The sequence below is a fragment of the Halomonas alkalisoli genome, from assembly GCF_021412585.1.
Classification (GTDB): domain Bacteria; phylum Pseudomonadota; class Gammaproteobacteria; order Pseudomonadales; family Halomonadaceae; genus Halomonas; species Halomonas alkalisoli.
The window spans coordinates 112,176-124,666 of record NZ_JAKCMI010000018.1; the positions used below are offsets into that span (position 1 = coordinate 112,176).

A 12,491-nucleotide genomic window follows, 5' to 3' on the forward strand; every position below is an offset into this window, starting at 1 on the left:
ATCCGAAAAGTGCCTGCGCTTGGCCATACTGCGTTAAAAATCGACTCAATATACTCATTTACCCCGTGTAAACTCGCACGCGAGCCCGGTCCGTCTTCTCGCCCATTTTTGCCTTGTCTGGCCTGCGCTCGCCGACTTTTCGGACAAAGCTCTCAATTTTTGAGGTTTCTCATGCGCCTAGACCTGACCCTCTATTTGGTAACCGACCCCCGGCTTTGCGCCCGGCACGGCCTGGTGGAAACCGTCGTGGCGGCGGTACGCGGTGGCGTGACACTGGTGCAGTTGCGCGACAAGCAGGCCAGCGACGACGAGCTGATCGATCAGGCGCGACGCCTCAAGGCGGCCCTCGCCGGTAGCGGCGTGCCGCTGATCATCAATGACCGGCTGAACGTGGCGCTCGCCAGCCAGGCGGATGGGCTCCACCTGGGCCAGGACGATGGCGACGTTGCCGCGGCGCGCCTGGCACTGGGCGAGCGCGCCATCCTCGGCCTCTCGGTGCAGAACCTCGAGCAGATGGCACGGCTGGATCCGGGCCCGCTGGACTACCTGGGACTGGGGCCGGTCTTCGCCACCGCGACGAAGCAGAACCATGCCCGGCCGCTGGGCTTCGACGGCCTGGCCACGCTGGTCGCCGCCAGCCCGCTGCCGGCGGTGGCCATCGGCGGGCTGCAGGCCGAGCATGCGGCTCGGGTGCGTGCCGCCGGCGCCCGGGGATCCGCGGTGATTTCTGCGATTTGTGATACCCCCGACCCCCAGGCAGCCGCAGAGGCCTTCTTCACGCGGTAGGCCGCCGCTTCAGGGTGGTGCGCCGGTCATGATAGGCAATCGCCAGGCCGCTGCCGATGATCAGCGTACTGCCCACGAAGACCCAGACATCCGGCATTTCACCCCAGAACCACCAGCCCAGAATCACCGCCCAGAGCATGGCCGTGTAGTCGAAGGGTGCGGCAATGGCCGCCGGGGCAAAACGGAAGGCCAGGGTAATGAAGGCCGTGGCCCCCACGCCGATGATCCCGGCCCCCAGGAAGCCCAGCCAATGCCAGGGGTGCGGGGTCTGCCATACCCAGGGTAGCGCCACCGCCGTGAGCAGCAGTGGCACCAGGGTCATGTAGAAGACCATCGCCCAAAGGTGCTCGCGGACGCCGTACCGCCGCGCGGTGATCATCATCAGCGCATAGAAGACGGCCGCCGCCAACAGCGCCAGCGCCCCCGGATGAAAGGCGTCGCCGCCGGGGCGCACCACCACCAGAACCCCCACGAAGCCCAGCAGGGACGCCGCCAGCACGGGAGGATCGATCTTCTCGCCCAGCAGCGGCACCGAGAGCAGGGTGACGAACAGCGGGGCAACGAAGGCGATGGCGGTCGCCTCGGCCAGGGGCAGCAGCGTCAGGCCGAGCACGAAGAAGAACATGGTCCCGGTATAGATCAGGCCGCGCACCAGGTGCACCCCCGGGCGCTGGGTACGCAGCTTGGTGAGCCCGCCACCGAAGTGGGCCAGCACGGCGATCAGCGGCAGCGATACCAGGGTGCGGAAGAAGATGATCTGCAGCGGCGAGTGCACCTCGCCCAGCCACTTGGCGATGGCATCGCCAATGGCCAGGCACAGCACACCCATACACATGCACAGAATGCCCTTCAACGACGGCGTCATGGCGACCTCCCCTCTTGCCGAACCCTGGCGACCCAAAAAACCACCCCGCCGACCGTAAGGGTCGGCGGGGCTTGTTGATTAACAACCTAATGGCTGGCGCAGACCACGGCAAGTGCGGCGCCCCAAAATGGCGCATTCGACCATGAAGAGGTCGAGGTGTGACTGAAACGGTGTAATGGGGCAAAACCATGTCGCGGCGAGAGTCGCGGGGAGAATAGTCATGCCCAATACGTTATGTTATAACAAACCACTCTCAGCGTTCAGCCAGCTACCATAACCGTTTCTTAAGCCCCATTACTTCAAACCCGATACTTCAGACATTGCTTCGATCCCCCCTGCGGTTCCACATCAGGGGGTCATTCGCAGCACAAATGATATGTTATATGGTTACAAAAGGAGGCGACATGCTGCCCCGTACCACCGCTGACACCTCCGCGCACTGGGCATTCTGCCAGGACATCGAGGTACTGCCCCGCATCTTCGACGATGACATTACCCTGGCGGTGATGGAGCGCCGGCTCGACTCGGCCCTGACCCTGGCCGTGCGGGCACAGCTCGGCTACCAGCGCAGCCTCGAGTGGTACTGGCGCGGCGCCCCCGGCCAGGCAATGCAGGAGGACCTGGCACGGCGACTGCCCGCCCCAGAGGCCGGTGAAGCGCTGGTGCAGGATATCGGCACCATTGCCGAGGCCATGGCCTATCTGTTCTCGACCGACACCATCGGCATTCGCCTGCGCACGCTCGAAGGCGCCATGTGCCCGCGCTTCCACGTCGACAACCTGCCGGTGCGTCTGGTGAGCACCTATGCCGGCCCGGCCAGCGAGTGGCTACCCGAACATGCCGTCAACCGGGCGGGGCTCGGTGCCCCGTGTCCGGACAAGCCCGATATCGTTGCCGACCCTGGTGCCATTCAACAGATTGGCGTGGGCGACCTGGCCCTGATGAAAGGCTGCGGCTGGGTCGGCAACGAAGAACGCGGCCTGGTGCACCGCAGCCCTCAGCCCGCGTCGGGTGAGCGCCGCCTGCTGCTGGCGCTGGACCCGGGCTGAAACGCCTGCGCCGCCCATCGTCTTTTACCTCAAACCCTGCAAGGAAGATCCTGCAATGCCACTGCTCCCTCGTTTCCAGCCCTCTCGTTCGCTGCTCCCCGGCTCCCTGGTCTCTTGCTCCCTGCTGCTGGGCCTTGCCCTGCTGCCGCTGTCGGCCGCCGCCGACCGCCCGCTCTCGGTGGTTGCCCCCTGGGAGATCACCGGCGCCGACCCATCGACCTCGGGCTATGTCTACGCCCGCATGCGCGTCGCCGAGACGCTGGTCGACACCGACGCCGAAGGCCAGCCTGCGCCGGGGCTGGCTGCCTCCTGGCAGGCCAGCGACGATGGCCTGACCTGGCGCTTCGGCCTGCGTGAAGACGTCAGCTTCCACGACGGCAGCCCGCTAACGGCGGAAGCGGCAGCCACGAGCCTTCAGCACGCCCTGGCCAAGCCGGGCATCCTCGACTCGGCGCCCATCACTGCCATCGAGGCCGAGGGCAACGAGGTGGTGATCCAGCTCGAGCCCCCCTTCGCGCCGCTGCCGGCCCTGCTGTCCCACTCCACCACCCTGATCCTCGCCCCGGGCGCCTTTGACGACGAGGGGCGGATCACCCAGGTGATCGGCACCGGCCCCTATCGAGTGGAAAGCGTGGCCCCTCCGCAGCGTCTCGCCGTGGAGCGCTTCGACGGCTACTGGGGCGAGGCGCCCGCCATCGAGAGGGCCAGCTACCTGGCGGTAGGCCGCGGCGAGACCCGTGCGCTGATGGCCGAGAGCGGCGATGCCGACGTGGTGTTCACCCTCGACCCGGCGAGCCGCGCACGGCTGGCGCGCCATGATCGTCTCGCGCTGCATGCGGAACCGCTGCCGCGCACCATCGTGTTCAAGGTCAATGCCGAACACCCCTTCCTTGAAGATGCACGTGCCCGCCAGGCGCTGAGCCTGTCCATCGACCGCGAAGGCATCGCCGCCGGCCTGCTTCGGGATCCCGAAGCCGCCGCGCCCGAGCTGTTTCCGGCCAGCCTCGGTCCCTGGCACCTCGGCCTCGGCGCCGGCGAGGCGCAGGACGTGGAGCGCGCCCGCGAGCTGCTCGCAGAACTGGGTTGGGAAGCCAACGGCAGCGGCGTGCTCGAGCGCGACGGAGCGCCTTTCGAGTTGACCCTGCGCACCTTCTCCGACCGCCCCGAACTGCCGCTGGTGGCCACCGCCCTGCAGGATCAGTGGCGCGAGATCGGCGTCGCGCTGGAGGTCGACGTGGGCAACGCCAGCGGAATCCCCTCCGGCCACCACGACGGTAGCCTGGAACTGGGCCTGATGGCGCGCAACTACGGCCTGGTGCCCGACCCGCTCGGCACCCTGCTCGATGACTTCGGCACCGACCCCGAGGCCATGGGCGGCGACTGGGGCGCCATGGGCTGGCGCGACGACGATCTGGCTGCCTGGCTCGACACCCTGCGCCAGGAGGCCGATCCCGAGGCCCGCACCGAGCTGGCGGCCCAGGTGGCACGCCGCCTGAACGAGGCCATGCCGGTCGTGCCCGTGGCCTGGTACCAGCAGACCGCCGCGGTCAACGTCGAGCTGGAAGGCTTCTCCATCGACCCGCTGGAGCGCAGCTATCGCATTGACGAGCTGAGGTGGAGCGAATGAGTGTAGCCCTGGCATCACGGACGACCCCGCGCTGGACGGCAGGCCTGGGCGGCCTGCTGCTGCAACGCCTGTTCCAGGCCGGGCTGGTGGCGTGGCTGGTCGGCACCCTGACCTTCGTGCTGACCCGCTCGCTGCCCGGCGACATGGCCTACCGCATCGCCGCCGGTCGCTACGGTCACGACATGGTCAATACGGCCGCCGCCGAGGCGGTACGTGCCGAGCTCGCCCTGGACCAGCCCGCCGTGACGGCCTACTTCGGCTGGCTGTGGGACCTGGTGCAGTTCGACCTGGGCCGCTCGCTGGTCAGCGGCCAGCCGGTGATAACCGAACTGTGGCACCAGCTCGGCCACTCCCTGGGCCTGGCGGCCATGGCCGTGCTGCTCTCGCTGCTGCTGGGCCCGCCGCTGGGGCTGATCGCCGGGCTCAAGCCCAATGGCATGCTGGATCGCGTGAGCGAAGTGGCGGCCAGCGTGCTGCGCGCCCTGCCTCCTTTCGCCGTGGGCCTGCTGCTGATCCTGATCTTCTCGGTGTCGCTGGGCTGGCTGCCTGCCGCCGGCCATGGCCGCACCGCCCATGGCGTGCTTCCGGCGCTGACCCTGGCGCTGGCACTGGCCGCCATCTCCAGCCGGGTGGCGCGTAACGCCATGGCCGACGTATCGCAGTCTGCCTACTACGCCTTCTCGCGCACCAAGGGGCTGAACGAGCGCCTGAGTTTCCTGCGCCACGGCCTGCGCAACGCCGCGGTGCCGGTCGTCGCCTACCTCGGGGTGCAGTTCGTCTACCTGATCGAGGGCGTGGTGGTGGTCGAGACGCTGTTCGCCTGGCCCGGCATCGGTCACGCCCTGGTTCATGCCATCGTCGCCCGCGACGTGCCGATGATCCAGGGCACCGCCCTGGTCATGGGGCTGATGTTCGTCGCCCTCAATACCGTGGTGGACCTGCTCTGCCACTGGCTCGACCCCAGGAGGCGCAGCGCATGAAAGCACTTGCCCTGACTCCCGTTCGCCGATGGACGCTGCCGACGCTCAACGGCCGCCAGCGGCTCGGCGCCACGTTGCTCGCCCTGCTGCTCGCCTTCGCCTGGTTGGTGCCCTGGCTCTTCGATGCCGACCCCGCGCGCCAGCAGCTCACCCGTATCCTGCAGCTGCCGTCGCTTGCCGAACCGCTCGGCACCGACCACCTGGGCCGTAGTCTGCTGGCCCGGCTGGCAGCCGCCATACAGCTCTCGTTCGGCATGGCGCTGCTCAGCGTGACTACCGCTGCCGTTCCGGGCGTGCTCTTCGGCGTCATCGCCGGCTGGCGCGGCGGCTGGCTCGACCGCGTGCTGGGCAGCCTGGCCGATGCCTGCCTGGCCCTGCCCGGCCTGCTGCTGGTGCTGCTGCTGGTGGCCATCGCCCCGGGCAACTTCTGGGCACTCTATGTGGGTATCTCGCTGGTGCTGTGGATCGAGTACTTCCGCGTGGTACGCGCCCGCACCCGGGTACTGGTGGCCTCGCCACAGCTCGAGGCGAGCCGCCTGCTCGGCTTCGGCCCGTTCTACCTGTTCCGTCGCCATTTATGGCCGGAGCTAGCCCCGCAGGTACTCACCCTGGCCGCCTTCGGCGCCGCCAGCGCCATTCTTGCCATGGCCGCGCTGGGCTTCGTCAGCGTTGGCCTGCGCCCGCCCACCGCCGAGCTGGGGCTGATGATGATCGAACTGCTGCCCTACTACCACGAGGCGCCCTGGGCCATGGCCCAGCCCATCGTGGTGCTGTTCGTGCTGGTATTGAGCCTGAACCTGCTGGCCGGAAGGGATCCACGATGAGTCCATACTTACTTCAAGCCGAAGGCGTGACGATCCAGGGCGAGGGCGTCACGATCGCACCCTTCTCCTGCTCGCTCGAAGCCGGCGGCCGCCTGACCCTGCTCGGCGAAACCGGCTCGGGCAAGAGCCTGATCGCCCAGTCCATCATGGGCACGCTGCCGAGGGGGCTTGCCGCCCGTGGCCGACTGGTCATCGATGGCGAGGCGTTCGACGCCGCCGATGCCACGTCGCGCCGCGCACTCTGGGGCCACCGCCTGGCGCTGCTGCCCCAGGAGCCCTGGCATGCCCTAGACCCCACCATGCGCTCCGTTTCCCAGGTCGCCGAGAGCCACCGCCACGTGGCCGGACGCGACCGCCGCGCCGCCCTCCAGGCCGCCTGGGCCGACCTGGCCGAGCTGGGCCTGGTTGACGCGGGCAGCAAGCTGCCTGGCGAGCTCTCCGGCGGCATGGCGCAGCGGGTGGCTTTCGCGGCCGCCTGTGCCGGCGGCGCGCCCATCGTGATCGCCGATGAGCCCACCAAGGGGCTCGATGCACCGCGTCGGGACGCGGTGGTCGAACTGCTGGCGCGCACGCCCGAGGCCGGCGGCGCCCTGCTCACCATCACCCATGACATCGACGTGGCCCGCCGGCTGGGCGGCGAGGTGGTCATCCTGCGCCAGGGCCAGGTGGTCGAGCGCGGTCCGGCCCAGCAAGTACTCACACACCCTCAGAGCGAGTACGGCCAACGGCTGCTGGCCGCCGAGCCCAGCCGCTGGCCGCGACCGCAGCCGCTGGGCGAGCGCCAGGCGCCTGTCGTGAGTACCAGAGGCCTGGCCAAAGCCCGTGGCGGGCGCGAGCTGTTCCGCGACCTTTCGCTCGCGGTCAGCCCCGGCGAGATCGTCGGCGTGGTCGGCCCCTCCGGCTGTGGCAAGAGCACCCTGGGCGACATGCTGCTGGGCGTGACGCGTGCCGACGATGGTGAGATTCATCGGGCGCCGGGGCATCCGCTGGGCTTCCAGAAGCTCTACCAGGACCCGCCGACGGCCTTCTCGCCGCACTGGCGGCTCGCTCGCCTGCTCGACGACCTGGTACGCCGCCACCGCCTGGATCGTGCCGCCATCGCGCCGCTGATGGCGCGCCTGGGGCTCGACGAGAATCTGCTGGGGCGGCGCCCCGGCGAGATATCGGGCGGCGAGCTGCAGCGCTTCGCCATCCTGCGCGTGCTGCTGCTCGAGCCGTGCTTCCTGTTCGCCGACGAGCCCACCTCGCGCCTCGACCCCATCACCCAGCGGCAGACGCTCGAGCTGCTGGTGGAGCTGGCCCGCGAGCGGCACTGCGGCGTGATGCTGGTGAGCCACGACCCGGCGCTGATCGAGCGGATCTGCGACAAGCGGATCTCACTGGGGGGCGCCACGAGCGTGAAAAAGCGAGAGCGGGAGCTGGACCCCGCCTTGGCCTGAAGCGTCATGCCATAACTACACCAGGCCATAACTACGCCAGGCTCAAACGACCGACGCCCCGCAAGAGCGGGGCGTCGGTACGATCGGCCAGTGGTTACGGCTCAGTAGTGGGCGACTACCATGCAGTCCATGCCGGTGGCACGCAGGCTACGGCAGGCGCTGTGTGCGTCGTTCTCCTGCAGGTCGACCAGCCGGGCACGGAAGACGCGCCTATCGTCCTGGGACTCGGCCACCGAAACGCGCACATCACGCAGCTGGCTGGCCAACTGATCGGCCGCCCGTGATGCCAGGCTTCGAGCCTGATCGGCGTTGTTGAACGCACCGACCTGCACGGCCCAGGCACCACCCGCCTGGGGCGAATCGGCCCGTGCGATCAGGTCACGGATCGGATCGTCGGCGGAGCCCATCTCGACGCCCACCTCGGACTGGAAGGTCATTCGCTGAGCGGATTCGGACCCGCTTGACGGCGCTGCCGGTTCCGCCGCAGCCAGCTGCGTCGCGGAGGCCGGCGTGGTGGGCCGTGCGGCCGGCAGGTCCATGCTGTCGCCCAAGACGTCGGCCTGAGCAATCCAGTCGCCCCGCTGCAGCATGTTGAGGCGTGCATAGCCGCGGTCGAGCAGGTCAGACATGTGGGCATCACGCGAGGCAGCGGTAAAACCACCCATGACGACCGACACCACCCGGCGATTATCACGGATTGCCGATGTCGCCACGTTGAAGCCGGAAGCCCGGATGAAGCCCGTCTTGAGCCCGTCGGCACCAGGATAGTTGCGCACCAGCCGGTTATGGCTGGTGTGGGTCGTACCCCGATACGTAAAACTCTGGGTCGAGAAGTAGTGGTAGTACTGCGGGAAATCCTGCATCACACGAATCGACAGGGTGGCCATGTCGCGAGCGGTGGTGACCTGCTCGTTGTTGGGCAGCCCCGACGCGTTGCGGAACTGGGTGGCATTCATGCCCAGCTCGCGAGCCCGCTGCGTCATCATGTTGCCAAAGTTGCGCTCGCTGCCGCCCAGCGCCTCGGCCACCACCACCGCGACATCATTGGCGGAGCGCACCACCAGGGCAAGGATCGCCTCTTCCACGGTGATACTGCTGCCGGCGGAGAGCCACAGCTTGGAAGCCGGCATCGCCGCCGCCTGGGCGGATACCGGCAGCGGCTGATGCAGATGCATGCTGCCGTCCTCGATGGCCTCGAACAGCATGTAGAGCGTCATCATCTTGGTCAGCGACGCCGGATAGCGGGTCGCATCGGGGTTCGCGGCATGCAGTACGTCTCCGCTTTCAACATCGATCACGATAGCCGCATAGCGGGGGTTGGCCTGAGCCGTTTTCGCCGTGAACAGCAACAAGCTGGCCAGCAGCACAAAGACGGCTACCCCGAGGTAGTGTCGGTTGGAGGAGGACATGGCAGACACCTCTAGTTCCCTTGGTTATTCCCTGCGGCCATTTGTTCATCAGGCCTTACCCCAGTATGGACAGGAATCGTCGGCTTTACAGCCAGAAAAGCGATGTTTCCAGATGCCATACCGTTTTATGATTCAACGCAAAGCCGCCCCGGCACACCACCGCTCCTCCAGGCACCGTCACTCCCAGGCAGGAAAAGGGTCCGGCAGCGATGCCCAGGCCTGCTTGCCAGCCAGCAGCTCTGCCTCGCTGACCAGGCACTCGTCCAGCGCCTGGCGTATGCGCGCTTCGTCCAGATGCTGGCCGATGAAGACCAGCTCCTGGCGCATGTCACCGAAGGGCTCCTGCCACTTTTCCATGATATAGCCGCGGTATTCCGGGTCGTCCGGCCAACGTGACTCGGGAACGGCCTTCCAGAACATGCCGGCGTAACCGTAGTGGGCAATGCCCCCCGCCTGGCTCCACTGGCCGGCAAACTGTGGCCGGGTCGCCAGCCAGAAGAAGCCCTTCGAGCGCAGCAGCTTGCCGCCGAACCAGTCGCCATGCAATAGCTCGTGGAACTTCTGCGGGTGAAAGGGCCGCCGGGCATGGTAGGAAAAGCTCGAGATGCCATACTCCTCGGTTTCCGGCACATGATCCCCGCGCATCTCCTTGAGCCAGCCCGGAGCAAGCTGCGCCCGCTCGAAGCTGAAGCGGCCGGTGTCGAGCACCTTGTCGAGCGACACCTGGCCATTGGCCATGGCAATCAGCTCGGCATCGGGGTTGAGCGTACGCAGCACCGCCTTCAGCTCACCCAACTGCTCGTCATCGATCAGGTCGGTCTTGCTGATCAGCAGCACGTCGCAGAACTCGATCTGGTCGACCAGCAGGTCGGCCACGTTGCGCTCGTCCTCCTCGCCCAGGCTTTCGCCGGCTTCGATCAGCGATTTCGCCTCACGGTATTGCGTCAGGAAGTTGGCTCCGTCGACCACCGTCACCAGGGTATCCAGCCGCGCGACACTGGAAAGGCTCTGCCCTGACTCGTCCTCGAAGGTGAAGGTCTCGGCCACCGGCAGCGGCTCGGAAATGCCCGTTGACTCGATCACCAGGTAGTCGAAACGGCCTTCGGCGGCCAAGCGCCCGACCTCGATCAACAGATCCTCTCGCAGAGTACAGCAGATGCAGCCGTTGCTCATCTCGACCAGCCGCTCCTCGGAGCGATTGAGCGCCACGTCTCCTTCGCTGCCCGGTGTGCCACGCACCAGGGCGGCATCGATGTTGACCTCGCTCATGTCATTGACGATCACCGCCACCCGACGCCCTTCGCGATTGGCCAGGATATGATTGAGCAGGGTCGTCTTGCCTGCGCCGAGAAAGCCGGAAAGTACGGTGACGGGCAGGGTCGCTGAAGGGGCTTGCATCACGCTTCTCCTCGGGATTTGCTGAAATGGTGCTCGCGTTGCTCCTGACGCTCCTTGGCCTCGAGACAGAGATCCGCGGTAGGACGCAGCAATAGCCGCCCGAGCCCGATGGGCTGGCCGGTCTCCTCGCAATAGCCGTAGTCGCCCTCCTCGATGCGTCGCAGCGCCTTGGCGATCTTGCGCAGCAGCCGCGTCTCGCGGTCCGCCTGGCGAAGCAGCAGCCGCAGCTCTTCCTCTACCGCGGCACGGTCGAGGTCGTCGCCGCTGCGCTCGTTGTCGGCAATGGCCTTGCGCACTTCTTCCAGATGCGTTTCCACCTCGGCTCGCTCAGCCAGCAAGCGGCCTTGGAAGAAGGCCAACTGCTCATCGTTCATATATGACGTTTCTGGCATGTCCAGCATTCGCTGCGCCCCTGGGTCGGCCTGCATGAGCACTCTCTCCATCAAAACAATGTTATAACATAACAATAATGCCGACACACAGCCAGATGGGCCCAACCAGCCAAGCCAAGCCAAGCCAAGCCAAGCCAAGGAATAATTAGGCAAGATCTTGCCCGCCGGGCAAGATCTTGCTCGATTCAGGCAACATCTTGCCTAATTTTGATTAGGAAAAGTTGTCGGGCTCATAGCAACCATTTGTTTTTATTTTGTTTATCCAATATCGGCACGCTTTCTGCCCCTACAGTACCGTCCATCGGACATTCATTCACATCGTCAAGGAGCAGACTCATGCCGACACCTTGTTATATCAGCATCGAAGGCCAGACCCAGGGCAACATCACCGCTGGCGCCTTCACCCCGGATTCCGTGGGCAACATCTACGTGGAAGGCCACGAAGACGAAATGCTGGTTCAGGAATTCAAGCACGTCGTAACCGTGCCCACCGACCCGCAGTCCGGCCAGCCTTCCGGCCAGCGCGCGCACAAGCCGTTCATCTTCACCGTGGCCCTGAACAAGGCCGTGCCGCTGATGTACAACGCCCTGGCCTCCGGCGAAATGCTGCCCAACGTCGAGCTGAAGTGGTACCGCACCTCGGTGGAAGGCAAGCAGGAGCACTTCTTCACCACCAGCCTGACCGACGCCACCATCGTCGACATCAACCTGCGCATGCCGCACGCCCAGGACATGAACACCGCTGAATTCACTCAGCTGATGGACGTCTCCCTGGCCTACCGCAAGATCGATTGGGAACACACCGTTGCCGGCACCTCCGGTTCCGACGACTGGCGCGCTCCGATCGAAGGCTAAGTCCTTCGATAACGTCCCGCCCGCAGCGGCGGGGCGTTACGCAGCCGGCGTCGTGATGCCAGCGCTTGTTATCGAGCGCTGGCATCACGGCGTGTAAGCCATCGCCGACAGCCCTTGTCAGTCTTCGTCCACATCGGTCGACGCCCCCTTGCCATACCCGGGGCCTCGCGTAATCTGCTGATGCAATGGATTGCCGCGCATTCGTCTTCCAGGAGGGGAGCCATCACCATGGCCAATCAGACCGGTCTTCAGTTCACACTTGCCCTCGCCGGGGCCGACGATCTCGACCTGGCCGTGGTCGACTTCACGCTGACCGAGGCGCTCTCCCAGCCCTTCCATCTGGCGGTCAACCTCGCCAGCCGCGACCCGGACCTCGTCCCGGAGGCCTTCCTCGACCGCGAGCTGAGCCTGACGGTCTGGCAGGACGGCGAGGTCCTGCGCCGGGTCCACGGCATCGCCACCGCCTTCGGCCGCGGCGACCGCGGCCACCGCCGCACCTTCTATTCGCTGACCATCCAGCCGGCACTGTGGCGCCTCTCGCTGCGCCACAACTCGCGCATCTTCCAGAACGTCTCGCCGCTGACCATCATCAATACCCTGTGCGACGAGCGCGGCATCACCGACGTGGCCTTCGCCGCCACCCGCGAGCCCGCGGAGCGCGAATACTGCGTGCAGTACCGCGAGACCGACCTGGCCTTTATCCAGCGCCTGGCCGCCGAAGAGGGGCTGTTTTACTTCCACGAGTTTGAAGACGCCCCGAACGGCGTCCACCGCCTGGTCTTCGCCGACGACCCCCAGGTGCTGGCCAGCCTGGGCGAGCGCACCTATCACGGCCGCGCCGGCGGCACGCCGCCGCTGCGCCACCTG

Annotated in this window: 12 protein-coding genes; 8 read left to right on the forward strand and 4 right to left on the reverse strand. The window is 66.6% G+C overall.

Annotated elements, in window-relative coordinates:
• Positions 1-171 precede the first annotated feature (171 nt).
• On the forward strand, positions 172-786 hold the full coding sequence (thiE, locus tag LY622_RS05750) for a thiamine phosphate synthase (protein ID WP_234290009.1): 615 nt from the start codon (positions 172-174) through the stop codon (positions 784-786).
• Here the strand turns inward: thiE and LY622_RS05755 are convergent.
• The gene (locus LY622_RS05755; protein WP_234290010.1) at positions 776-1,651 is read right to left on the reverse strand and encodes a DMT family transporter; all 876 of its coding nucleotides are present in this window, start codon (positions 1,649-1,651) and stop codon (positions 776-778) included. The genes thiE and LY622_RS05755 overlap by 11 nt on opposite strands.
• A 404-nt stretch (positions 1,652-2,055) precedes the next feature.
• Here LY622_RS05755 and LY622_RS05760 point away from each other — a divergent pair, with 404 nt between their 5' ends.
• From LY622_RS05760 to LY622_RS05780, 5 genes are read left to right on the forward strand one after another with little or no spacing between them, the layout of a single operon-like run.
• Complete coding sequence (locus LY622_RS05760) at positions 2,056-2,700, forward strand: DUF1826 domain-containing protein (protein ID WP_234290011.1); 645 nt, start codon at positions 2,056-2,058, stop codon at positions 2,698-2,700.
• Positions 2,701-2,755: 55 nt separating this feature from the next.
• Entirely contained in the window at positions 2,756-4,327 is a 1,572-nt protein-coding gene (locus tag LY622_RS05765) for an ABC transporter substrate-binding protein (RefSeq protein WP_234290012.1), read from the forward strand.
• On the forward strand, positions 4,324-5,307 hold the full coding sequence (locus tag LY622_RS05770) for an ABC transporter permease (protein WP_223136999.1): 984 nt from the start codon (positions 4,324-4,326) through the stop codon (positions 5,305-5,307). Before LY622_RS05765 ends, LY622_RS05770 begins: the two co-directional genes overlap by 4 nt.
• Positions 5,304-6,131, forward strand: coding sequence for an ABC transporter permease (locus tag LY622_RS05775; RefSeq protein ID WP_234290013.1), 828 nt, complete (start codon positions 5,304-5,306; stop codon positions 6,129-6,131). Before LY622_RS05770 ends, LY622_RS05775 begins: the two co-directional genes overlap by 4 nt.
• Positions 6,128-7,570 carry an ABC transporter ATP-binding protein gene (locus LY622_RS05780; protein ID WP_234290014.1) on the forward strand — a complete coding sequence of 481 codons (1,443 nt, stop codon included), beginning with the start codon at positions 6,128-6,130 and terminating at the stop codon, positions 7,568-7,570. Before LY622_RS05775 ends, LY622_RS05780 begins: the two co-directional genes overlap by 4 nt.
• 101 nt (positions 7,571-7,671) lie before the next feature.
• Here LY622_RS05780 and LY622_RS05785 read toward each other — a convergent pair whose 3' ends face one another.
• The 3 genes from LY622_RS05785 to dksA all read right to left on the reverse strand — a co-directional run bounded on the left by LY622_RS05785 (position 7,672) and on the right by dksA (position 10,751).
• Positions 7,672-8,979 carry a D-alanyl-D-alanine carboxypeptidase gene (locus tag LY622_RS05785; protein WP_234290015.1) on the reverse strand — a complete coding sequence of 436 codons (1,308 nt, stop codon included), beginning with the start codon at positions 8,977-8,979 and terminating at the stop codon, positions 7,672-7,674.
• A 177-nt stretch (positions 8,980-9,156) separates the two neighbouring features.
• Entirely contained in the window at positions 9,157-10,377 is a 1,221-nt protein-coding gene (gene zigA, locus LY622_RS05790; RefSeq protein ID WP_234290016.1) for a zinc metallochaperone GTPase ZigA, read from the reverse strand.
• Entirely contained in the window at positions 10,377-10,751 is a 375-nt protein-coding gene (gene dksA / locus LY622_RS05795) for an RNA polymerase-binding protein DksA (protein WP_369413775.1), read from the reverse strand. The genes zigA and dksA overlap by 1 nt, the downstream gene beginning before the upstream one ends.
• 354 nt (positions 10,752-11,105) lie before the next feature.
• Here dksA and LY622_RS05800 point away from each other — a divergent pair, with 354 nt between their 5' ends.
• Both LY622_RS05800 and tssI read left to right on the forward strand, forming a co-directional pair.
• Positions 11,106-11,624: an Hcp family type VI secretion system effector gene (locus LY622_RS05800; RefSeq protein ID WP_066448323.1), complete on the forward strand. Its 519-nt coding sequence runs from the start codon at positions 11,106-11,108 to the stop codon at positions 11,622-11,624.
• Between the two features lie 228 nt (positions 11,625-11,852).
• Positions 11,853-12,491: type VI secretion system tip protein TssI/VgrG (gene tssI / locus LY622_RS05805; RefSeq protein ID WP_234290018.1), on the forward strand; the 639-nt coding region annotated here is incomplete at its 3' end.